This window comes from Trichlorobacter lovleyi, assembly GCF_015239775.1.
GTDB classification, from domain to species: domain Bacteria; phylum Desulfobacterota; class Desulfuromonadia; order Geobacterales; family Pseudopelobacteraceae; genus Trichlorobacter; species Trichlorobacter lovleyi_B.
This window is the reverse complement of the sequence record NZ_CP058410.1, coordinates 21988-44549: the sequence shown is the minus strand read 5'-3', so window position 1 is coordinate 44549 and position 22562 is coordinate 21988. Positions and strand designations below refer to the sequence as shown.

The 22562-nt window shown below is 46.4% G+C and carries 23 protein-coding genes; 22 read left to right on the top strand and 1 reads right to left on the bottom strand.

All coding sequences use genetic code 11. The annotated features are described in order from the left end of the window. Positions 1 to 6 precede the first annotated feature (6 nt). The 22 genes from FY034_RS17440 (at position 7) to FY034_RS17335 (ending at position 20929) form a co-directional block, all read left to right on the top strand. The gene (locus FY034_RS17440) at positions 7 to 405 is read left to right on the top strand and encodes a DUF4262 domain-containing protein (protein WP_265555578.1); all 399 of its coding nucleotides are present in this window, start codon (positions 7 to 9) and stop codon (positions 403 to 405) included. A 142-nt stretch (positions 406 to 547) separates the two neighbouring features. Then, on the top strand, positions 548 to 2320 hold the full coding sequence (locus FY034_RS17435; protein WP_265555577.1) for a hypothetical protein: 1773 nt from the start codon (positions 548 to 550) through the stop codon (positions 2318 to 2320). Between the two features lie 2 nt (positions 2321 to 2322). Further along, positions 2323 to 5820 (top strand): HsdM family class I SAM-dependent methyltransferase, encoded by a 3498-nt coding sequence (locus FY034_RS17430; RefSeq protein WP_265555575.1) that lies wholly within the window; start codon positions 2323 to 2325, stop codon positions 5818 to 5820. A 175-nt stretch (positions 5821 to 5995) separates the two neighbouring features. Then, positions 5996 to 6400 carry a hypothetical protein gene (locus tag FY034_RS17425; protein WP_265555573.1) on the top strand — a complete coding sequence of 135 codons (405 nt, stop codon included), beginning with the start codon at positions 5996 to 5998 and terminating at the stop codon, positions 6398 to 6400. Between the two features lie 18 nt (positions 6401 to 6418). Then, positions 6419 to 6880 (top strand): hypothetical protein, encoded by a 462-nt coding sequence (locus tag FY034_RS17420; protein ID WP_265555572.1) that lies wholly within the window; start codon positions 6419 to 6421, stop codon positions 6878 to 6880. Continuing rightward, a complete protein-coding gene (locus FY034_RS17415; protein WP_265555571.1) occupies positions 6871 to 7308 on the top strand; it encodes a hypothetical protein in 438 nt (145 codons plus the stop codon). The genes FY034_RS17420 and FY034_RS17415 overlap by 10 nt, the downstream gene beginning before the upstream one ends. Then, positions 7298 to 7723: a hypothetical protein gene (locus FY034_RS17410; protein WP_265555569.1), complete on the top strand. Its 426-nt coding sequence runs from the start codon at positions 7298 to 7300 to the stop codon at positions 7721 to 7723. The genes FY034_RS17415 and FY034_RS17410 overlap by 11 nt, the downstream gene beginning before the upstream one ends. A gap of 92 nt (positions 7724 to 7815) precedes the next feature. Next, positions 7816 to 8340 carry an LPD28 domain-containing protein gene (locus FY034_RS17405; protein ID WP_265555567.1) on the top strand — a complete coding sequence of 175 codons (525 nt, stop codon included), beginning with the start codon at positions 7816 to 7818 and terminating at the stop codon, positions 8338 to 8340. A gap of 48 nt (positions 8341 to 8388) precedes the next feature. Next, positions 8389 to 8997, top strand: coding sequence for a hypothetical protein (locus FY034_RS17400; RefSeq protein WP_265555566.1), 609 nt, complete (start codon positions 8389 to 8391; stop codon positions 8995 to 8997). Positions 8998 to 9026: 29 nt separating this feature from the next. Continuing rightward, the gene (locus FY034_RS17395; protein WP_265555564.1) at positions 9027 to 9965 is read left to right on the top strand and encodes a hypothetical protein; all 939 of its coding nucleotides are present in this window, start codon (positions 9027 to 9029) and stop codon (positions 9963 to 9965) included. A 102-nt stretch (positions 9966 to 10067) separates the two neighbouring features. Beyond that, complete coding sequence (locus FY034_RS17390; protein WP_265555563.1) at positions 10068 to 10304, top strand: hypothetical protein; 237 nt, start codon at positions 10068 to 10070, stop codon at positions 10302 to 10304. 43 nt (positions 10305 to 10347) lie between these two features. After that, on the top strand, positions 10348 to 10884 hold the full coding sequence (locus FY034_RS17385; RefSeq protein WP_265555561.1) for a hypothetical protein: 537 nt from the start codon (positions 10348 to 10350) through the stop codon (positions 10882 to 10884). A 23-nt stretch (positions 10885 to 10907) separates the two neighbouring features. Then, positions 10908 to 11909, top strand: a complete 1002-nt coding sequence (locus FY034_RS17380; protein WP_265555560.1) for a hypothetical protein — start codon at positions 10908 to 10910, stop codon at positions 11907 to 11909. A 23-nt stretch (positions 11910 to 11932) separates the two neighbouring features. After that, the gene (locus tag FY034_RS17375; RefSeq protein ID WP_265555559.1) at positions 11933 to 12472 is read left to right on the top strand and encodes a hypothetical protein; all 540 of its coding nucleotides are present in this window, start codon (positions 11933 to 11935) and stop codon (positions 12470 to 12472) included. 83 nt (positions 12473 to 12555) lie between these two features. Further along, positions 12556 to 13719, top strand: coding sequence for a recombination-associated protein RdgC (gene rdgC, locus FY034_RS17370; protein WP_265555558.1), 1164 nt, complete (start codon positions 12556 to 12558; stop codon positions 13717 to 13719). Between the two features lie 216 nt (positions 13720 to 13935). Beyond that, on the top strand, positions 13936 to 16167 hold the full coding sequence (locus tag FY034_RS17365) for a ribonuclease R family protein (RefSeq protein ID WP_265555556.1): 2232 nt from the start codon (positions 13936 to 13938) through the stop codon (positions 16165 to 16167). 45 nt (positions 16168 to 16212) lie between these two features. Further along, positions 16213 to 16788, top strand: coding sequence for a hypothetical protein (locus tag FY034_RS17360; RefSeq protein ID WP_265555554.1), 576 nt, complete (start codon positions 16213 to 16215; stop codon positions 16786 to 16788). A gap of 135 nt (positions 16789 to 16923) precedes the next feature. After that, complete coding sequence (locus FY034_RS17355; protein WP_265555552.1) at positions 16924 to 17448, top strand: VRR-NUC domain-containing protein; 525 nt, start codon at positions 16924 to 16926, stop codon at positions 17446 to 17448. A 119-nt stretch (positions 17449 to 17567) separates the two neighbouring features. Continuing rightward, complete coding sequence (locus FY034_RS17350; RefSeq protein ID WP_265555551.1) at positions 17568 to 18065, top strand: hypothetical protein; 498 nt, start codon at positions 17568 to 17570, stop codon at positions 18063 to 18065. A gap of 24 nt (positions 18066 to 18089) precedes the next feature. Then, positions 18090 to 18515, top strand: a complete 426-nt coding sequence (locus FY034_RS17345) for a hypothetical protein (protein WP_265555549.1) — start codon at positions 18090 to 18092, stop codon at positions 18513 to 18515. Positions 18516 to 18538: 23 nt separating this feature from the next. Further along, positions 18539 to 20431, top strand: coding sequence for a type IA DNA topoisomerase (locus FY034_RS17340; protein WP_265555548.1), 1893 nt, complete (start codon positions 18539 to 18541; stop codon positions 20429 to 20431). 51 nt (positions 20432 to 20482) lie between these two features. Then, a complete protein-coding gene (locus FY034_RS17335; protein ID WP_265555546.1) occupies positions 20483 to 20929 on the top strand; it encodes a hypothetical protein in 447 nt (148 codons plus the stop codon). On the opposite strand, the gene FY034_RS17330 is transcribed toward FY034_RS17335, so the two are convergent. Then, positions 20926 to 22440 carry a UvrD-helicase domain-containing protein gene (locus tag FY034_RS17330; protein ID WP_265555545.1) on the bottom strand — a complete coding sequence of 505 codons (1515 nt, stop codon included), beginning with the start codon at positions 22438 to 22440 and terminating at the stop codon, positions 20926 to 20928. The two genes, FY034_RS17335 and FY034_RS17330, sit on opposite strands and share 4 nt — an antisense overlap. Between the last annotated feature and the right edge of the window lie 122 nt (positions 22441 to 22562).

Genomic DNA, 22562 nt, shown 5'->3' with positions numbered 1-22562 from the left:
GTTCACATGCACAAACGGATGCTTGATCGTCGTATTGGCGTCTTTTTCAGAAAACAGAAGCTCTTGAAGGAGAAATATGGCTATGTAATACATGATGTGCCAGGAGAATCAACTCATACACACGGCCTTTACGAAAACTTCGGACATCCCGAGATTGAATGCACCTTGCCTATGAATCCGCAAACACTGATGCACTTGGTAAGAGATCTTGCGGAGAGGGTAAAAGGTGGTCAAGTTTTTACTTCAGGCGAGATGGTTGATGATCTTATCCAAAACTTTTCAGTAAAACTGGTTGGGTGCCCGACTGGCTTGCGGCTGATCCTTCCCGATCCGAATGGAAGCCTGGACGTTAGCACGATGCTCCCTGATTATGCCGCCCAATACAAAGGGACCTTCCCACAATAGCGGCCAAAACCCAAAAAGTAAAAAAGTAGAGAAGTATATAACACAGACCCCGCCAATAGCCTAGCCATTTCGCAAAGGTGTTGAAAATCAACCAAAGTTAAGGCATAATGCCTCTTAGATAACTTCTAGGAGGCATTATCTTTTGGAAGAGCCATCTGCACACATCCACCACCCCCGAATCCCTGATGCCATCGGTGGCATACAGGTTAACTTTTGCAAAAACCCCCTCTGCGGTAATTATGGTGTACCTGCTTCTGCCGGGCAGCAACCCAAAGGCCGCAACCAGTCAGACAGGGATACTTATGCGCTTTCTGGCAGCAAGAAAAACATACCAGTGTTGAAATGTCATAAATGTGGTGAGTTCCCTCCCATCAAAAGTAATCTTGGAATCTTTGAAGAAGTCGAGCGTCTGGAAGATTGCTTTACCACATCACCTGAGCCATCTTGCCCAAACGTGGCCTGCGACAACCACAGTCTGCCGATCTCAACTCCCAAAGCCTACTATTCCTTTGGGAAAACTAAATCGGGTTCACAGCGGTATCGTTGTCGCCTGTGTGAGACGACCTTCGCAGTTGGTGGGCCAGCTCTCCGGCAAAAACGGCCTGAAGTAAATGAATCGGTATTTAAGTTGTTGGTCAATAAGGTGCCGTTCAACCGAATCATGGAGGTTGCAGGCATTTCGGCCAGCACTCTGTATGGCAAGATTGACTTCATTCACAAGCAGTGCGTGGTATTTGCCGCAGTCCAGGAGTCCAGACTGAGGCGAATGAAAATCCCCCGCCTATATTTGTCTGTTGACCGCCAGGACTATGTAATTAACTGGCAGCATGCCGGAGACAAACGTAATATTATTCTGTCAGCAGTGGGCTCCGCAGACAATGAATCTGGTTATATCTTCGGCTGTCACCTGAACTACGATATGAATCTTGATTCAAGATCCGTTGAGTCCGATGCCAACGAACTGGGTGATCATGATGTTCCTCCGCCATTCAGGAGGTATGCCCGTCTTTGGCTATCCAGTGACTATAAAGAATCATTAAAAGGCAGGGCCGCTACCTCAGCCAAGCGGAAGCAGATTTTAGCCGACATTGAAACCGTGTATGATAATAATCTGCAAAGGGATGATATCGAGCGACCGGACGACAAGGACAATGAAGTCGCACTTCCTTTTTCCGGCATGCAGGTCCATGCGGAATACACACTCTATGGGCACTTCTTCTTTCTCAAACGCCTGTTACCTTGTGTAGAAAAACTCCGGTTCTACATGGACCAGGAGTCCGGCATTAGAGCCGCTTGTCTTGCCGCCTTCCACAGTGAAGTGCTACAGAAGCGCTGCGATGCCTTTTACGTTAGGATAAACAAGGATCTCACTATCAACCAAAAAAGGCAACTTAAGGCTGAGAGCGACAGGGAATTGAATAGACTCGGGGAGTCAAGCGCAGCCTATGCTGACTTGCTTGACAAGGACCTGCGTCACATTCTGATCAAGGCTCGGATGGAACATCTGGTAGGCATAGGTAGATGGAATGACCGTTGGTTGCTTTACCCTTTCCCGGACATGAGCGAACCGGAAAAGGCCATCTGTTGGCTGACAGACCTGCGTGACAAATCCTATGATGCGGATCACCTGGCAAATCTGTATAGTAAGGCCACCCTGCACGGCATAGACCGGTTCTTTATGCAGATCCGGAGGAGGATATCCCTGCTGGAAAGGCCAATTTCTACTTCAAGTGCAGGCAACCGACGGTGGTATGGTTATGGGCCGTACAATCCGGCTGTTGTGGTGAAGTTGTTGGAAATCTTCAGGGTTTTTTACAATTTCGTAGAGACCGGTAAAGATAAAATGACGCCGGCAATGAGGCTAGGGCTGACAACAAGACATGAGACTTTAACAAATATATTGTGCGTGAGGTAAAAATGGCATCATTTTCGTTTGAAGATACAATTGACAAAATAAGAAACACCCCAAAAGGAAAAGAAGCCTCCATGTATGGGCCTATCCGCGACATCCTTATTCATGTTCTTGGTTATCCTGCTTCTGATGTTGATATTGATACAGCGGGTGAAGGCGGTAGGCCTGACGTTACAGCCAGAGCTTTATCCGGCCTAGTGGACCCGAAAGGGGTGCAAAAAAAAATAGATTGGATTGTTGTTGAAGCGAAAGATGAGGTGGGTTGTTTTAAGAATACCACCACCAGAGAAGATATCTTTGAGAAGAAATCAAAATATATAGGGACAAATACATCGTGGTTTATGATGGTCGAACCTGAAATTGTTGTCGTTCGACAGGTGACTGGCAAAGATTTCTCAGCGAGCGGTGATATAGAAATATTACTTGATGGGCTTGATAAACAAAACTTCGAGCAAAGACTCATAGCTATGCACTACGACCGTGCTGGAGTCCCGGAGCAACTGAACCGTTTTCGCAACGGTGATGTTTCTCTAATAGCGACCGAGAAGCTTGACAAGCCAGACCCAGAAACAGCAACCAAAAGGAAAATCAACCGATTCAAGGTTTCAAGAAAACGTTTTTTCCAGAACGTTAGAGAAGCAACAGCCCACCTGCAAGATGCTACTCGTAATGCGCTGGATAAATGCTGGACAGATATTGAAGCCTATCAGATGTGTGCCGTGCAGTTTGGGAAAAAATATGATTCGCGGAATGGGTCGTGGTTGTTTAACTCGCAGAACCTGACTATTGAATCGGCTCCTTCTGGCCTAGAGGCTGCTCGTGAACATGATAAAGAGGCTTTGTCTATCCGGCGCGAATTTAAAAAACAGCCCCACATGGTGATCCTTGCGCTTGAGGGACTTCCTGCTTTTCAGGCTCGTACTGGAGCAGACGACAAAGTTCTTAAAGAGCTGTTTGCTATTGAAACGGCCAACCTGATTTTAGCAAGGATTCTATTGCTACGTTTTTTTGAGGACCACGGATTCTTTGGTAACATTAAGTACGTTTGCAATGGCGGTGTTGAGGCATTCCAGAAAATGCGGTCGTATTTCGACGAGAGTTACACCAAGTTGCTTGATGAGGCGTACCGTAAAGCAAGTAGGTTCTATGCTGCCGCCTTTGAAACGACCGAATTGGATTGGGTTCTCAACAGTGCAGATCAAGGTCTGTCAAATGCGATTGAGTGGGCTATGTTTCAGTTGTCACGTTATGACTTTACCACTATTAAGGGCGATATCCTTACCGGTATCTATGATAGGTTTATGGATAGGAACCAGAGAAAAAAGATGGGGGAGTTTTATACTCCGCCATCAATTGCCCGCTACATCGTTAAGCGTGTTGGCATCGATAGTTCCAGTAGAGTGATGGACCCGGCCTGTGGATCGGGAACATTTCTGATCGAAGCCTATCGGCACATGATCGGAGATGACCTCGACCGAGGTGCGGCTGAATATAGCGACGCTGTCGATGTGTTGTCCAGAATAGCTGGCAATGATCTTAATACATTCTCTGCTGTTCTGGCCCAAATACAACTACTCTGGCAGATCCTTGGCATGAAAGAAGAGATAGAAAAGAAGGGTTTTCCTGACATCCCGGTTACCGGTAAATCCAACTCTCTTGTGGTGCCAAGTAAACTGTCTTTACTTGACCGGTTTTCAGGTGAACTAGATCAGCCTATCTATGATGCCATTATTGGAAACCCACCCTACATCCGTCAAGAACGGAGCGCACAAGACCTTGACGATCACACCCTTGCCAGTTTTGAGAACGGCAGTGACGGTTTCCCTGGGGTATCTGCAAAGAGAAACGCTTATACATTATTCATTTATAGGGCTTTGCGATCATGGTGCAAGCCTCTTGATGAGTCTGGGAGGGCTGGACGTCTCGGTTTTGTGGTGCCAGGAGGCTTGTTCGACGCGAACGAGACAAGGGATCTAAGAACATTGTTCCGTTTGGGCGGAAGGTGGACCATAAGAGAAATAATCGATATGGAGGTTATTTGGAAACAGGTCTTTGACGCGAAAACATTGCCCGTAATTATAATTGCCGAGAACTGTCCTGCTACTCACGATGATGTTGTTTCTATTCGATTGGCATCAAGCTCTTGCGTCAAACAGAACCAAGAAGATTCTTTGCGGGATTTTGATTTGGAAGGCCTCCCTGAACAACTGATCCCATATTCAGATATATTTACAGTTGATGGCAGAATTATGACTCGGCTTACTCCTGACCGACTCGGTGTAATCAGAAAACTTTGGGGCCGCGATTACTACTTAAGCGATGCAGCCAAAACATATTGGGTAGGCAAAAATAAGGCCGCAAAAGGCAAGGTAACTGACATTGAGCCCGCTCCACTTGATTTACATAATTGGACCGAACGAAGAATGATTGCTGGTGGCATCGCCTTCCGTAACGAAAAAGCTTACAAAGCAAATGGGCACACCGTTTACAAGGGTGAAAATATAATAGCTACGGAAATCCAAGGCGACCCAGTGGAATCAAATGTAGATTTGATGCTTATAAGCGACAACTCTTTGTGGTCAGCGAGCCCAATCCTCCCCGCCAAGGGATATGCTATTGCTCAGGTTGCTCATTGTGTAAACGCTGTGTCGTTTGACCCAGCCAATACAGCCTTTACAAACACAGCCAGTTTATTTTTTCCACGTGAAGACTTACTTAAATTTCCGTTTGACCTGCTTTTCCTCTCGAATATCTATGTGTTCTTCTATGGAATAGCAGCACGTATGGGTACATTAGACACCCTAAGAAGCCATATATATCCAACAAACCTAGCTTTAATGCCTTGGCACGAGAATCTTTCAAGTTTTGCTTTTGAAATTGAGGAATTGCGAGAACCAATTACTACTGCTTGTCGGAATAGATTTAAAGCAAAAGAAGCGTTGGAAAAAGATCTAAAGCTATTGGGTCTGCAAAGCTTAAAAAAACATCTACAAGCCGATAAATTAACTCACATTACCTATGCCGAATGTTTTGACAATAGCACCCATAAAGTAACCATCTCTTCTCCAACTATAGAAAAAACAGAAGACGGCTACCAAATCAGGCTTTCTGAAGATATGTTTGAATGGATTGTTGTCAGCAGTGAAGATATTGCAACTGGTGTGCTGATGGCCCTTCAACAGACAAGTGGTGAAGAAATGGATCGGTCGGCCTTGCTTAATTTGCCCATCCCTGTAGGCGGATTGGAAATATTTGGATGGGACGAAATTATCAAAAAATACGCTGAGGGCCAACTGGAGGTGGAAATGAACAAACAGATAGCTGCGCTGGATGTCCTTGTTGGATACGGTTTAGGCCTTGATGATGCGGATATTCAGTTCATCCAATCTGAATTAAAAACAGACTCATTTCTGCAAGGAATACGCCCAAGGTATCCCGGTACGTCAACCCGAAAACAAGGTTTCAGGACAGGATTAAACTCTAGCGATAGATACTCATCTTGATCGATCACAAAAGCCCCAGATAATAATCTAGGGCTTTTGTGATTCTTAATTTCAATACCTTTGCGAAATGGCTAGCGCCAATAGCGGGGTTTTTGTTTTTTTGCAACAAACACAAGTTGACAGCATAGCAGAATTATGATATATATAAACCATCACAATTGGCGTAGGAGGCAATATGAATATTAGTGAGCAACAAGAGATAATCAGTGTACCTACCGTCGTAGATGCCAACCATTCTGAACATGGGCCAAAGTGCTATGAAACTGCGCTGAAGCTGACCATGGAGCATGTAAAACATATCCAAGAGTTGAGCCAATTAGCCAAAGAACAAGACAAAACAATTATTGGGGAAACAGACAGCTTTCCCGGTGTCCACATGACTCGGCCTTGGAACCACGATTCATCATCAGATGACTACTGTGGTGTCGAGTACGAGAACGACCCCCGTTATTCTCTTGAAGTAAAACCCAATGGACAATTCCGCTTCACTTTTGAGGACAGGCTTTGTGCTGACGGCGATTATGTCTCATGGACGAAAGAATCAACCTCATGGGCAACACTTCCACCAGCTCAACATTAACAGAAAGGGCTTTCCTCTATGGCATATCTGGTAAAAATAACTCTGGCCTTGGATGTAGACAGCGACGCTGAAGCCGCAGATGCGGTGAACGAGATATTGAGAGAGCAGCAGCGGTCATTCACTCCTACTTCATGTCTACTCGACTATTCAAATGATGGTGGAACAGAGGTAGAACTTGATGTCGAAAATTATGAGGAGGGCGATTTCCTTAATACTGACGACATCACGCCAGCCAAGAGAATGGCAGATTTTTTAGAGTCCTATCATCAAAAATTCCACGAGGAGTTCCAAGACGATCTCGATAATCTTGTGCTTGACTCCGCAGAATCCGCAGCGTCAGCCATTAACAACAAGGGTTTCGAGGGACAGATCAGGTACCTGCTCAATGAAGGCTACACACCAGAAAGCATCATGGATTGCGTTGGCCGGAAAGCAGAATGGATGAAATTTAACTATCAAGAGGAGCGGCCATGCCAATAGCCATCTATATTGTAACCGAAAAATCTGCCGACGACATTTCACATGACACCTTCACCAGCCAAGAAGAGGCGTTGAGTCACGCGGCTGCCATAGCCGTTGAAAATATCGGGGGAACCCTTGAGGACGCCTATGAACGATTCAGTAATTTTGATGACATTCGTGAAGGTGATTACGAAGTTTACGTCACAGAGAGCAGCATTGATTCAATCCCAGTCACGCTCAACACCTTTGATAACAGTGGTAACGTGGTAGATACAACCACAATGAATTTGAACACTGACACTATTAGCGACATCATCGACCACGCCGCACAGCTCATCATTGTAAAGAGGGATGGTGGCGATACTTCGGACGTTCTTTGGGAACTAGAAGAGGCGTTGCAAACGGCTGATGTGATTGCATCAGAGGTGGTGGACCTTGAACAATGATCTGATTAACCTGCACCAAAAATACAAAGATGCGCTAGTCGGTGCCGGAAACCTGTATCGATCCCAAATCACCAATGCGCCATCCAATAGTGCCGCCGTTCCGATAGGCACAACAGGCAAGTGCTTTTCTTTGTCCTCAAAAAAGCTTGATGCGAGGTTGGGATTCTCCGCTTTCACCTACTCTTTTGAGTCGCAATACAGCCTGATTGCGGATCTGATCGTATCGGCCCTGGTGGACGCCTCATCAACAGCAGAAAACAAGCTTAAAGAGATTCTTGCTTCTGCAAAAAATGGTCGTCCAACCCTGCACGAAAAGCATGAAACTAAGGTCTTTCACCCTGAAGCCATCTCTGCAGTGGCACCCGTAATTCAGGACGCCATCCAAACGATCTCCCGTATGCAACTCAAACGATAAGTTGTCACAGCGCAGCAGTACAATTGACAACAACGCCCTTTTGTGATATATATAAACCATTATGGTAACCATTCAGCAGAGAGGAAATCCGAATGATCCAGCTTGCTTTCATCAATGGGATTCAATGCCTTGTTTCTGAAGGGCGTGCGGACACAAAGTCTGTTGCTGCAGAAAAAGGTTACACTAACCAGTATTTTATTCGTCATTCCGACGACGGACCTGACGATCCCGCCACAGTTGAACTTGAGCCAATATCCGTAAACTTCTGGGGCAGCACATATTTCAAAGCCCCCTTCTTGTCTAACAATCAAAGCTATGCAGAAATAAAACAATTTGAAAAGGCAGCCAAATGCCCGAAGTGTGGTGAGGAGTATAACTCCGATGGCGAAGGCCATGATTATGATGCTGTTTGTGAATACGACCTGTGTACAGAGTGTCTTGGCGGATGCCCATACTGTGATGATTGTGTGCTGTGCGGTGAAGAGATAAACAAACAAAACATCATTTCTTGCCCTGAGTGTGGAGAAAAATTTTGTCATTCCTGTTACGACGAAAACCTACCAGCAGGATGCGGAGCGCACGCTCAGGTCTGGCCTATCAAATCATCACCATTTTAGTCAACCAATCAATAGAAGGAAATACTAACCAAATTTTACGGAGGAAATATGTCTCTATATACTTACAAATGCCCTGTTTGCGGAAATACTGATTCTATTGATGTTACCATATTGACCTCGGCCCGCCTTTACCAAAGCGAGGGCAACTTTGAAACTGAAGTTGATGGCGACCATGAGTTTGCAGGCAGCATGTTTTGTCGGGAGTGCGATTTCTCTGGCCCTGAGGATTGGTTTCAGACCGAATCCCAAAATCCGGAGGAACTGGTGGTAGAACGGATCGGTGGGGGGACATACAAGCTCAGACCGGAAGGCATGCACATAGAGGGGTATGTTCTGGTTGAACACAGTGAAGTGGTAGATAATAATTTTGATGGATTTCTTGATATTGCATCAGAAAAGCTGGTCGGCCACGACTGTCTTATGGAAGTTAATCCGGTGCTGATTGGAGTTGAGTCCGGAATGCTGCAATACAAAGTCACAGGTGTTCTCGACAACGAATACTGGCACGAGTTTCTTGAGGACCATGTCCAGACTAAACATCTAACGGTATGTGCTATCTGCGGTGAAAAAATTGTTGCCAAAACCGCACACCAGCATAACGGCGGTTATGTCGGTACCGAATGTTGCTGGGTCGAGCGCCTGCGGGCCACAGAGTAAGTCTCTCATTCCAAGTAAAGGAGCACCCTTTGGACAAAAAACACATCAACAAATGCGCTAATTGCGAGACGATTATCTCCGATGCCGACCTGAAAGAAGTTCGTGACATTTTTCAGCGGGTGCTGCCTGGCGAAACAATGCCTTCCGGTGAATGCCCGTCCTGCGGGAGCCTTTGCTTCGAAGAAGAGCAGAAGGCAAAACAGGTGACCATTCATGTCTGGCAGACTGTACCCGACAACCAGCTTGACACTGATGATCAGCAAGACAAAATCGCCGGGAAATATATGATCGATGTCCACGACCATATGTCCTTGCCGGTAGCGGCCTCAATTGCGCTTGATGAGTTCCACTCACAAGTGCCTATCTCCTGCCTGGATAACTTCGAGATCGCCTGCGAGATCGCCGGCAAAGACGTATTTCCATCCGACGACGAAAGTTATGCCCATACAGGCGAAGGATTGTCAAAAGTTCAAAAGACTGCCGAATACACCTACGACGGAAACAGATACTCTGTCTATATTCAGGTGCCTTTCGGCATCAGAGTCAACAGTGTTGCCGCCCGGAATCAGGAGGAGGCGGTGGACAAGGCCTTTGATATAATCATAAACGCTCGTGAAGCTTTTGCTAAAAGTATGTTCTCAGGCCGCCCAAATAACTATGAACGGTTTCTTAAGGAAAGCCCGTGGATAGAATATGGGGAAATCGCTGAAGACAATTTTATGGCTGCCCTGGTAGATAATGTTGGCGACACAGAATATGAAGATTCTGTCTGGCTTGAGCCAGATCCGAGAGACGGATGCAAAATGGTTGCTTTGGATTCTGTCAAAAAAGAGACTAACGAAGCTATCCAGCAGGCCATAGAAGCGCTGCTTAATGTCCCCGAAGTTGGTGAAGAGTACGACCAGCAACATTCAGACACCCATATGGCAGCTCATCTTCGCCTCAAAGATCTGCTTGGGACAGGTTGACACGTCCTGTCAGTTTGTAGAAAACTGAAACAAAAATCCCGCCCAATGCCACACCCCCCGGACATATACCTATCAAGGAAAGAATGTCCGAGGGGGGTGGCCATGTCCACATCTAGCTCAACTTACGAAAAGCGCCTGCAATACTGTTCGATAGCCCTTTTTCTCAATAGCCTAATTTTGGTGACAAAAAAACTCGATGGTCCGGTGGTTGTTGCGTCTTTCCTATTTTCGCTGGTTCTTCTGTGTGCCTCCGCATTTTTGTTTTTGAAAATGAGAGGCACGGCGAAAGAGGAAAAAGAACAACAGAAATATATCGTGTCGCAATCCAATCAAGAGTGACACCCTTGACTGAATCCGGTTTATGTGATATATATAAACCATTATGAAAAACATTAAAACGTTATCCACTGCCACTACTATGTGCGCCGTATTCGCAATCGCTGTATCTGTCTTTGGGGCCACAAAATCTTACGCTAGCGACATTATGATGTCGGTACTGCTCAAATCACCAGTCCATGAGGTCGCATCAGATATTTACGCGAGGTACGGCAGTCCAAGCCCGAATGCGATGGCTATAGCTATCACCTCTACTGAAAAACCGCATTTATCGATGGCTCAATCGATAATCGAGTCGGCAGGCAACCCGTCTGCAGTGGGATTGTCTGGTGAGGAGGGTGGATGGCAAGTGATTCCGGACTGCTGGTGGCCTGTGCCCAAAAAACCGAGAGACCAAGCGGTACAAGCGCAGACAATATTGTCACTTCTTGGAAACGGTGGAAACGACACAAGTCTGATGCGTATGCAGACCGCTCTACGCAAGTATAACGGCAGCATTAAAAATCAAAAAACAAGGGTATATGCAGACAAAGTGCTCCAGCTTGCCTTCAGCATAGCAGTTGAAACAGGCGGGACGCTATAAACAACAGCAAAGAAAGGAATCAAATGAGTAAAACCAGTAAAGCATTAACCATTGCAGTATGCACACTGCTTATGTCGGCGGCGTGCGGAGCATCAGCATTTGCCACAGAAACAAAGTGGATTGGCATGTTCCCTACAGACACACTAGATCAGTGGGGCCTCGGAGCATCAGTTGCTTATGAGTACAAATACCAAGACACAGAAACTGCGCTCATCCCGATTTCCGGTGTTTCTGCGACGTTGAAAGAAAGAAATCAGTTCAACTCCTTGCGGGCCGACATTCAAGCAGGTCTGGGATATGGTTTACAGGTCGGTGCCGACTTTGGCTTTGAGATGGCGGGACGTAACAAGGGGAGTGTGACAAATGGGTATACCTTTGTTTCAACGTCAACATCCGAACAGTCAACAAGCATGTGCGGTTTCTACAATCCGACCTTTTCTTTGAGGTGGGATATGGTTAAGGCCCTGTCTGAGAAACCTTCTGCAGGAGCATTGGTATTGGAATACACCTATAAGCCTGCGCGCTGGGGCAGCAAACATGTTTCCGCAAATTACGTTAATGCCGCACAGCTTTTGGACCAACACGGGGAATATGGTTTTGACACACACACAGCAAAAGCTATCGGATCTCTGACTTTCGGGGCAAGTCGGGCATACCTGGGCTACGTGGGTAGCTTTAGCGGCGCATATAAAGGCTACTTTGACAACACCTATCCGGTGGGTTACCCGACTGGCAATATCCACTCAATCGTAATTGGCAGTGAGAGGGCCTTTACCCCCAAGTTTTCAATGGGCGCCGATTTTAAGTATTCGATGGTTCGGGCCAGAGGTGGATTTGGGGACGGTTATGGGACGTTTGAAGGTGGCCTCAACGCATCATTTAAAGTGGCAGAAAACCTAAGGCTGGTGCCGTACTTCAAGTCGGAAGTAATCGGCACCCGAACATATCAAGACACCGGCTTCATTGCTAGCACTCCAACTAATTACAACATCGCGACTGGTGTGGCCCTTAAGGCCGTGTTCTAAACCACAACAAAGGAGAAACACCCATGAAAAAACTGTTAACACTGGGCTTGTCTATCACAACTGCGTTTGCTGTATTGCTTTTGTCGGGATGTGCCGGCGTGACCGCCAAAAAAGACACCCCGATGGCTTCCTACAACAAACTGATTGTCCGCTCAATCAATTGGTCTGAAACAGCCACCGACAAGATCAGTGGCGATGAAACAAAAGAGTTTGTAGCAGCGCAACCCAAGCTGCAGGGCATGTTCAAGGAAGAGTTTTCTAAGTATGTGCAAAAACTTGGCTACTTTGAAAATGTTGAGTACAGCGATTCTATGTCAGAAGCAAACGCTCTTATTCTCGAACCACGCATCGCATCTCTCGATCCCGGCATCCGATGGGTAATGCCCGGCATGGCAACCTATATGGGCGTGCTGAAAACCAGTGATGGCAAAGTGGTTGCTAAATACACAGCGAAGCGCACGGTTGGCCGTCCGGTGTACTCGTCAATGATGGGCGCCATCGAAACACTGATCAGTGAGTTGGGAGAGGATGCTGCCAGCAACATACATCAGGCAACGCTCTAACATCAAAATTATTGGATATGGTCCTGCCACGTTATCGCGTGGCAGGACCTTGTGTAACAGCATAAGGAAGAGGAGAAAGGCCAATGGGGATTTATTCAAATTCAGTGAGTATGATGCAGTTCAATGTTGTTGGGGACGTGCCACGGATCCAAATGTTCGATTGGTTGTCATCCTCGCTTACAGGGCGGGCATTCCGCCCAATCGACGATAATGCTGAAGAAAGTTCAATAGGGTGGGTGAGGACCGATGCCTTTGATAATGCCATTTTTGATGTTCCGGGTGCATTCATGCGGGACAACTTTGTGTTTTTCAGTTATCGGCATGATCAGCGCAAAATATCCGGTGCAGTCGCCAAAGCTCGAGTAAGAAAAGCCGAGAAAGAATTTCTTGATAAACACCCTGACCTCAAGCGCCCACCAAAACGCGAACGGGAAGAAATTAAGGAGCGGGTGAAACTTGGCCTCCTGGCGAAAACCATTCCAACGCCATCTACAGTCGATATCGCTTGGGATACAAAAACAGGCGTATTAACACTGTTTACATCATCACAAAAGGTCGCTGAAAAATTTGAAGAGTTATTCGTTAAGAGCTTTGAGGGCCTACGGCTAATTCTTATCCATCCATTCAACAGATCCATGACTCTGCTGGACGACCATGGCAAAGAATTACTTGCGTCACACAATCAGGCCGGCAGCGAGTCTGCCCTGGACACCATCAAACACAACACCTGGCTCGGGCAGGAATTCCTTGTGTGGCTGCTCCATGGCGGCTTGAACGGCAAAACTCATTATAGTGTTACAGCAGAAGGACCGGGGGAGAATGGCAACCACTTCTCGGCCTGGATTGACAATCGCCTTCAGTTCCAGGGAGGTGGGGAGTCTGGCGTTCAAAAAGTCGTCGTGTCCGGAACTCAGGATAAATTTGCTGAGGCAAAAACCGCACTAAACATGGGTAAAGCGCTCACTGGAGCAACAATCTACCTGGAGTTGAACGAGAACCAATGGAAATTCAACCTTGATGCCGAACGTTTCATCTTCAAATCATTCAAATGCCCTTCAGTACAGGTTGAGAAAGAAAGCGTTGATGCGTTCTCTGAACAGGAATCTGTTTTTTACGAGCGGATGTATTTACTCGGTCAGGGTTTGCAGATGTTCAACAGTCTGCTGCTACAGTTTCTTGCCTGTCGTCTGGACGCCTCCTGGGCGTCAATTGCAAAAGATATCCAAGATTGGTTGGAAGGCGAGTAATATGGGGGGAGGCGCACGCAGTAAAAAGAACAACATAAAACGCCGGAGGAAAATTATTACTCCCTCTATTGCAGGCAGAAGAGCGTTCAATGATTTTCTGGCCGGAGGCGATCGAAGCCGTCTTCTCAATAAATTACAAAAGAGATTCGGCGTAGACGGTATTTTTGCATTTGGGCAAGCCGAGTACTATTATAAACGGAAAGTAGTTTAATCTCAGTGCGCAAGAAAACATCTTTAAATTACCTCGCCGAACGCTTAGCGGCCCACATTGTTATCAACGCCCCTTCAGGATTAACTCTGGAGGGGCTTTCCTGTTCCATTTCATGTAGCCATGAACTATCCGGACTCACAAAAGATCATACTGCCCTCCTAAATTGTCTGAAGCTGGCAGAGCAAAAAGGCTTTGTTGAAGTAACAAAGACAGAAGGGGGTGATTTTATTGTGCCGGCCTTGGATCTGCTTGAAGATGCCAGAATTGACGATGAAGACAGTTATGAAGATCCTCTACCTTCCGATGATTTTGACGAAGTCAGTTGTTCCTATACGACAACTGGTCTTCTCCATATAACGCCGAACGGCTACGGCTTTGTCTCTCGCCGCGTAGGTAGTGATATTTTAATACCGCATTCGGGGCTTGCTGATGCCATTACTGGAGATCTGGTAAGAATTAACGTCTTTGACGACGGCGACTTCGAAGTTACAGGAGAGATTGTAGAGATAGTTACCCCTGCTGAGCCCATCTTTGTTGGCATACTCTCAAGCCCTGAGAAGTCTAGCGGCATGCACAAGCTTTTACCATTCATGAGCCAAATTTGCGGAAGAGGTGTCTTTGTCGGGCAGTCGCGTAATCACGACCTGTCCGGCAGTCTCGCAAGGGTTGAAATCATCAAAAGACCGGACGGTCCTGGAAAAGGTATAGTCGGAAAAGCTGTTGATCTCTGCACATCTCCTGAGTTGCCCGAGCATGCCAGCAAGGCTGTTTGTGTAGAGTTCGGGCTACAGACAACCCAAACAGAATCAGCTGCAATAGAGGCAAAACAAGTAGGCGCAGGCCTATATATTGGACCATCTGTAGAGCGTATAAATCTCTCGGGTCTGCCTTTCATAACTATCGATGGCGAAGCATCAAGAGATTTCGATGATGCAGTATATCTCAGCAAGGATTCCAATGGTGATTGGCAGTTAAAGGTTGCTATAGCAGACGTCTCTCACTTTGTAATGCCTGGGTCAGCACTTGATAAACATGCCTATGAACGCGGGACAAGCATCTACTTTCCAGATCAATGCATTCCCATGTTGCCTGAGGAGCTAAGTAACGGGGCATGTTCATTAGTTGAAGGTGAAGAGCGCCTTGTCCTTGTTGCTGAAATGATCATCGGACTCGATGGCTCCATTATCTCCTACGATTTTTATCGTGGTTCGATAATTTCGCAGAGGCGCCTTACCTACCAGCAGGCAGAGAGAATGATAACAGGACACAACCAGGATCATCTGTCAGATATGCTACGTGAGATGAACAGTTGCCGCATTGTGCTTAATCAAAAACGTCTTGAAGAAGGTGCTTTGGTCTTTTTTGTTGATGAGATTGACTTGGCAGAAGACGACGACTCGTTGGTTTACCGGAAATCAGCATCTTCCACGGCCCGATTACGATCACAAATGCTAATCGAGGAATTCATGCTCGCTGCCAACCAATCAGCTGCTAGATTTATTTCTAAAAAACTGATCAAGCAACCAGTACTGCTACGGACGCATGAAGAACCTGATGTTGAAACAATCAGGGGTCTTGCTAAATATGCGAACATAGAAGCTTCAGGAAAATCTTCGCGGCAGATAATCCAAGAGATTACTTCCATGCCCAGATCGTATGCAAGTGACATCTTTATGAACAAGGCCATCCGGTGCATGAAAAAAGCCAGATACTCCGCAGTAGACGGGGGAACAGGGGAACAACATTTTAGCTTGGCTACAAAATTTTATACTCATTTCACATCACCGATTAGGCGATATCCAGACATTCTTGTGCATCGCGCAATAACACAAATACTGGACGGCACGCCAGACGCCAGTCAGCCAGAAAAACATTTGGCTGAATTTGCGCAGCATTGTAGTAATAAAGAGCTTTGTGCAACAAAAGCAGAACGGGCGTACCTTAAGCGGATTTCAGCGCGAACTGCAGTTGGCCTTATAGGGAACCAAGTGCCAGGCGTGGTAAGTGGGTTGTCCAAGAGAGGTATATATGTCGAAATTGGCGAATCCAAAATTGAAGGGGTAGTATCGTCAAAAACCTTGAGAGGCCGGTTCGACAAACCGACTTGCACTTATCACCTTTTTAAAATGAAGGGCGTGGCAAACACACCTCGGACAATCCGGCTTGGTGCTGTAATTGATGTTGTTGTGGAGTCGGTCAATGAACTGTACCGCACTATAAACTTGAAAATAGTGTGAGTTGTGATATATAAAAACAGGCACAAATAGGATTGGAGGTGGGTGATGCCTGGGAAAAAGACAAAGGTTGAGGCCCAAGATACAGTTAGGTTCAAAGAGAAAACCGGTAAACCTAACAAAAAAACAGGCTACAAGGCCAAGGGTACCGGGGCGACGGAAAAGGGAGGTCGTCCAGGGTCTTCAGAACCGAGAACAAAGAAATTCATTCATCGGATGTCACTCTCCGAGAGGCGTGATCTGGACAACAGTTGCCGTAACCTTGGCTTGGATCCTTCTTCTTTTGTAAGAATGGCTGTTCTAACATCAGAATACCTGCAGACATTTGACAAAGATATTGTTGCCGCCGTTGAAGAGGCAAGTGTGGTTACTGAGGAATCGCTTTTTATGGCTTTTACAGGCGCTGAGTTTTATCGTTTGCTTGGGCGCTCAAAAGCATACGAAACCTCAGTGAATAACTACTGCAGACTGGCGACAGCCCAGCTGTGCAAGTATTTTTCATCTCGAGTAGAACCGCTTGGTCCGCCTATAGATATGAGTACGCCAGAAGGCAAGCTTATGACCACCGCCGAATCTATGATAGAACGCGTAAAGGCATCCTTGGGGCTAACAGCTCCAGACTAGGCACAAAACGTAAAACAAGAATAACTTTCGCACATAGTCTTTTATTAACAAAACCCCTGGCCGCCGCTGTCTGGGGGTTTTTTTGTGCATGATGCCACAGGGGGCGGACATATATCTAATAGAGGGGGATATTCAATGCGCTGGAACGAACAGCAGCTACAAGAGTATCAAAACCGGAAGTCAATATTGCAGACTGCGGCAGGTACCGATCGAACTATTGCTGTTGTTCATAATACATCTTCTAAGATTTTGTATGTTCCCTACGAGCACCAGGAGCAGGTTGCGTTTGTTCAATGGCTTAGATCCCAGGATATTCGCCACAACGCAACCCCTAACGGCGGGTTTCGTGCAGCCAAGACGGCGAAATACCTAAAGGCTGAGGGAGTATCTGCAGGATTCCCGGACATAACGGTATGGCCTGCAATAGGAAGCGGCTTGCCTATTCTTTACATAGAAATGAAAAGAAGCAAAGGAGGTGTAGCGACAGATGATCAATTGGAATGGCAAAAATACTTGTCCTGCCTCCCGAACACAAAGGCCGTTATTTGTAGTGGTGCCGTTGAGGCTATTCGTTTCGTAGTAGATACTTGGGGGCTTTCCCCCCGGAAGGAGTTTGACTTATGCGTGCGAGAAAAAGGCTTGTCAAAAGTGGTCAACTAATTCTTTTTGCAGCTCTTGTTTGCCTTTTAGTGTTTTCTGCCCTCCTTTCAATTACAACCAAAAACACGGATAGTCAGTTCAAGACAAACGTATCATCAAGCATATCTAACGGAGGCTAAGTGCCGCTTATTGTAACCGGGGCAAAAGTTGAAGAATTCAGGCTTAAGAGCCGTATCTATTGGCTGTTTGCGTGGATAGCATCTGCGGCCTCTATCGTTGGCACAGGATCGCATTTTGTGCTTTTTAAACATCCCATGCTCCCCTTTATAGGTTGGTTTACGTCAGTAGTGGCATTTATCGCCATGCTGGCGTCTTGCCAGCACTGGTGGTTGGCTTTTAAGACTGAATTATATTGGCCAGAGAATAGCAAAGACGGATCCGAACACCTGGAATACCTTGCCCCCTCTCCTTTGCAGAGCGAGTTATCAAAAATTATCCGCCCGCTTCAGCATATAACGTTTCAGAGCGACCTAGATGAACCACGAGAAGCGAACGAAGCGAGACGGCTTTTTTCCGCAAAAATCAACCGGAGACTAAACCTGTTTTTTTATATGCCATTAATGCAGGCAGTTAATATTGTTTTGCTCGCGCAACTGTTTGCCCTGCAGACACGATAACAATTTATTTTGAGAGGTCGGCTAATGCGTCTCGGATTTAACAGTAACATTCCCTACAAAGGCCAGACATTACATATTCAAACAGAAGATAGCGGCAGATCAAAGCCTGTCATAACGACTTTGTTGTACAAAGGCGGAATTATTCTTGGTTCCTCAAAGCTTCAGTATGGGGACGCACTTCCCGTCACAGACCTTGATATTATGGTTGATGATCTTATGAAAGAGCAGCACAAAGACATGCTTCGAAGACTGAAAGCCGGAGAGTTTGATGGTCGTTTATATGGCCAACCAACCAAAAAATCGTGTGCTGCAGAGCCTGCGAATAGCCCGATTCAGGTAGCTTTGGCGAATACTCGCCCAAGCCCAACAGAACGGCTTGCAGAACCAGTGTCTTTACCGTATCCGTCCCCAACGATTGATGATGCAGTACGAACTTTTTTTGGCATTTAACCCAACAGGGAGAACGTTTTTATATGCTGGTTGTTATCGAAGCCCCAGGAAAACTCAAAAAAATAAGAGAGTATTCCGGGGCTACTGTTTTTGCCACAGTGGGCCATTACTATGACTTGCCAGACAGGGAAATTGGCGTTGATCTTGAGACGCTGGACCCTGTGTTCATCCCAAAAGAATCCAAGCCTGGGTTGATTAACGATCTTATTGCAAAAGCCAAAGGGCAGGACGTTATAGTGGCCACTGACCCTGATCGTGAGGGGTATGCAATTGGCACAATGGTGTGGCAAGACGTTAAAAAGGTTGCGAAGTCGGTTAAACGAGCAGAGTTTCGCGAGATTTCAGCAAAAGTAGTAGCTGCTGAAATAGCGCGTGCGGTGCCGATGGAAAAAACCAATCTCAGTCTCTACGACGCTTTTTTGGGGAGGAGGATAGGGGATAGGCTTATTGGGTATTTGTTAACCCCCTTAGCGTCCAGTCAGCTAGGCAAGGCCACTCCATCATGGTCAGTCGGCCGAGTCCAGTCGCCAGCATTGCGTTTGATTGGCGAACGAGAAAGGGAAATACGTGCTTTTGTTTCTGGCGTCTATTACCTCGTCGGCATCCAGTGTGACAAAGATGATGTCTCTTTCACCGCTTGGTGGACAGGTGGCAGGCTTACATGCAAGGTGGAAGCAGAGAGCCTTCTGGCAAAAATTGCATCATCTGAATCTGCTCAGGTAGTTTCCGTTGTCCGGAAAAACCGGACAGAATCACCCAAACCCCCTTTCACCACATCATCGCTACAAATGGCAGCCTCAACACAATTGGGTTTTGCTCCTGAACTCACGATGCAGCTAGCCCAAAAACTTTATGAAGCTGGACTGACAACATATCACCGGACTGACAGTGTGCGTATTGCAGATGAATTTATCGAAGAGATCAGGGCGCACGTTATTGGTTATTTCGGGGAAGACTACGTGCCTGCGAAGCCATATTCGCACAAAACTAAAAACAGCCAAGCTGACGCCCATGAAGGCATTAGACCAACTCATGTTCATCCTTTGGCTGATTGCAAAAAAACGGTTTTGGCAGAGTCACTTGGGGAAGACCATGCCAGACTGTATGATCTGATTATGCGTAGGGCGCTCGCCTCACAAATGTCGGCGGCACAGCTTGATACGACAACAGCCCTTCTGCGGTGCAACTTTGAAGAGTTTAAAGCCAATGGTCGCGTGCTTGTTTTCGACGGCTTTAAAAAAATATGGGCAGAGGATGATGAGCCGGCCCAAACATCAGAGTCGTCCGAAACGAAGAAAGAAAAAGAATCAGAAGAAGATTCAGTCGGGGGTAGTCAATCACTTCCCGATCTTTTTGATGGTGAAGAGATAGAAAAGCTTGGTGACGTTTTTGACGAAAGATCTACCAAAGCCCCACCGCGCTATACAGAGGCAGCCCTGATAAGAAAACTTGAAGATCTTGGAATAGGGAGGCCGTCAACCTATGCGACGATAATGAAACGCCTGAAGGATCAAGCGTATGTCGTTATCAAGGCGCGTAAATTTAATATCACCGAGCGCGGAGAAAAGCTTCTTGTATGGCTCGAATCAACAACACCCTGGCTTATAGACTACGAAATGACCCGAAAACTAGAAGAATATCTGGATAAGGTCGAGGACGGGAGTCAGGAGTGGAAAAAACTTGCGGAACGAATAATGGTCAGGATACGAGAGGCAGGTGGTGGCAAGATAATAGCTCGGGCCTCAGCCGTTACTTCTGGAACTCCTTCCGCCCCGCGACAACTTAGCGAAAAGCAAAAAGCAATCATTGATAAAAATGCGGATAAAAAAGTGAAGAAGTCTGCAGAAGCAGGGGACTATGCCACCTGTAAAAAATGGCTTGATAGCTGGTTCGCCGAAAAAGCAAAAAAAGAATAAAATATTTTGTTATCAGGCAGCGTATCTGGCAAAATAAGCTCAGGTGCAGCCATGAAAACTTATAATTATAACGACAATGATGATTATTTAGGACAACAAGAAATGTTGCAAGAAATCAACACGTTTCTCGCGGATTGCCTGCAAAAGACTGACGAGTCGGGTGCTGCCGGTGCGTCGCCTGCGTCTATGACTGACGAACAGCTCCAGCGGGCAGGCAAGGTGTGTGCTTTTTGGAAGAGTGGTCCTGACGTCTACCCTGGGCTACCAGAGGTTTTTGCCTGCATGGAAGATCTGGCCTCACAAAAAGTTACATATGCGGATCAGGCGGCTTTGATCCGGGCTATTATGCAATTCCCTGGCGTGAGTGAGACTAAAGGAATTATTAACAAGGCCAATTTATGGGTCTTGCGTGTTGAAGAAGAGATCCACTACCGGGATGAAAGCCGGCAGTTCTTATCAGATGAAGAGCTGGCTAACAGTCACGGCGGGTTCTGTTAGCCAGCACTATCATCTTTATCCAGCATAACCACAAAATCTTTTGCCCGTGTTATTCCGACATAAAGCATATTGATTTCCTCTTCAAGCGCATCCAGAGCGCTTTGTTTTTGCGCGCCTTCCATTCGAGCTTCCTCTATTTCACCAAGTTTTTTGTAGATATCTGCTTCAGTAATAAATCCGGGCGCAAGATAGACCAGATCATATTCCATGCCTTTGGCTTTGTGAACGGTTGAAAATACCATTTCAGCCTGTTTCTTGGGGCAGTGCGCATCCTTTAGGCTTCTCAGGTGGTCGAACATCTCTCGACCATGTTTTTGGGCGATCATCATCATGAGTCCCAGATCCTTATCCTCCGCAAGTGTTACATACTCCTTGAGCGCGCCATAGCCTTCAAAAGATGCAATGAACTCATTTTTTACCTTGTCCTTTCTGTTCAAAAACAAGAGAAGAACATCATACAAAGAAGCACCTCCTCCGCCCATATAGGAGTATGAACTCAGGTTGCCCTCAAAACAGATCTTATCCACGCCAAATTTTTTCACGGCATCAATGGCTCTATCCAGTAGTTCAAGGTTGCTTCTTGCGACAACAGCCGTAGAACTCCTTTTTTCAACCGGTCGCCCACATCCCAGCAACTTGAAATCACTCTTGTGGCGACCAAATATTTTTTTAAGCTCAAGGGCTTCGAGAGCATTTTCTGCTATTTCCTCTCCAAACCTCCAGCTGGCGCTCATGCTGAATTTTTTAAAATCAACCTGCTGCAGACTGTTCACGGCTCCGCGGAATCCATAGATCGATTGCTGGGAATCTCCAACGATAATTTTGTCTCCGCGCTGACGCAGGAATATATCCAGCATGGTTGGACAAGCGTCTTGCCCTTCGTCAAAGGCCACGAAGTCAAACTCATCAAGGTTAGGCCGTGACAGCTGGAAGAGCTTGAGGTAGGCATCATGGATTAAAGGGATTTTGTTGTTTTTCATCCCTTCAAATATCTTCGTGACGGCTTGATTTAAGCGGGAGTAGTGCTTTTCTACAAAATATTGCCCGGCGGCATCTTGAATGGTGAATAGATAATTATAGTCCCCTGGAGTCTCAGCGGTTGAATTGCAGTATGCTGATAGCCAAGACAGAACGTGCCTGGCAAATACCAACTGGTCAAGGTCTGACGCCAATGCGGACGATGTGCCAGGTATCGCCTGACAGAGCGAAACACAATCATAAATTGGTATATTGCCACTCTCCTGTAACTCAAAGTTTTCTTTGACTCTCATAAGGCGATAAGCAAGAGAATGGGCAGTTTCAGCAACGACTAAGGGGCACCCACCTTTTTTGAATTTGTGGATGGCCTCCTCTTTTACCGACCTGTTGTAGCCGAGGTACAATCCGCGTTTATTCACCCTTCGGCGAGCATACTCCACCAAAACACTCGACTTTCCCGCCCCGGCGACTGCATTACAAACTGCATCCCCCTGATGAGAGACTATAAGTTCCTGTTCTTCTGTAAGTTTCATCTAAAACCTTGTAAACACTATGTTTTCTCGATTTTATTCGCCAAGAGAATCCACATTGCCTGTGGATAACCCAGACAAATGGTCAGGCGAAAATGCTAATTTTTCGACGGAAAAGGTTGTAT

Excerpts from the sequence above, each read along its gene's own strand:
- FY034_RS17440 (WP_265555578.1), top strand. The coding sequence starts at position 7 with ATGCACAAACGGATGCTTGATCGTCGTATTGGCGTCTTTTTCAGAAAA.
- FY034_RS17430 (WP_265555575.1), top strand. The coding sequence starts at position 2,323 with ATGGCATCATTTTCGTTTGAAGATACAATTGACAAAATAAGAAACACC.
- FY034_RS17425 (WP_265555573.1), top strand. The coding sequence starts at position 5,996 with ATGAATATTAGTGAGCAACAAGAGATAATCAGTGTACCTACCGTCGTA.
- FY034_RS17420 (WP_265555572.1), top strand. The coding sequence starts at position 6,419 with ATGGCATATCTGGTAAAAATAACTCTGGCCTTGGATGTAGACAGCGAC.
- FY034_RS17415 (WP_265555571.1), top strand. The coding sequence starts at position 6,871 with ATGCCAATAGCCATCTATATTGTAACCGAAAAATCTGCCGACGACATT.
- FY034_RS17405 (WP_265555567.1), top strand. The coding sequence starts at position 7,816 with ATGATCCAGCTTGCTTTCATCAATGGGATTCAATGCCTTGTTTCTGAA.
- FY034_RS17400 (WP_265555566.1), top strand. The coding sequence starts at position 8,389 with ATGTCTCTATATACTTACAAATGCCCTGTTTGCGGAAATACTGATTCT.
- FY034_RS17390 (WP_265555563.1), top strand. The coding sequence starts at position 10,068 with ATGTCCACATCTAGCTCAACTTACGAAAAGCGCCTGCAATACTGTTCG.
- FY034_RS17385 (WP_265555561.1), top strand. The coding sequence starts at position 10,348 with ATGAAAAACATTAAAACGTTATCCACTGCCACTACTATGTGCGCCGTA.
- FY034_RS17380 (WP_265555560.1), top strand. The coding sequence starts at position 10,908 with ATGAGTAAAACCAGTAAAGCATTAACCATTGCAGTATGCACACTGCTT.
- FY034_RS17375 (WP_265555559.1), top strand. The coding sequence starts at position 11,933 with ATGAAAAAACTGTTAACACTGGGCTTGTCTATCACAACTGCGTTTGCT.
- rdgC (WP_265555558.1), top strand. The coding sequence starts at position 12,556 with ATGGGGATTTATTCAAATTCAGTGAGTATGATGCAGTTCAATGTTGTT.
- FY034_RS17360 (WP_265555554.1), top strand. The coding sequence starts at position 16,213 with ATGCCTGGGAAAAAGACAAAGGTTGAGGCCCAAGATACAGTTAGGTTC.
- FY034_RS17355 (WP_265555552.1), top strand. The coding sequence starts at position 16,924 with ATGCGCTGGAACGAACAGCAGCTACAAGAGTATCAAAACCGGAAGTCA.
- FY034_RS17345 (WP_265555549.1), top strand. The coding sequence starts at position 18,090 with ATGCGTCTCGGATTTAACAGTAACATTCCCTACAAAGGCCAGACATTA.
- FY034_RS17340 (WP_265555548.1), top strand. The coding sequence starts at position 18,539 with ATGCTGGTTGTTATCGAAGCCCCAGGAAAACTCAAAAAAATAAGAGAG.
- FY034_RS17335 (WP_265555546.1), top strand. The coding sequence starts at position 20,483 with ATGAAAACTTATAATTATAACGACAATGATGATTATTTAGGACAACAA.
- FY034_RS17330 (WP_265555545.1), bottom strand. The coding sequence starts at position 22,440 with ATGAAACTTACAGAAGAACAGGAACTTATAGTCTCTCATCAGGGGGAT.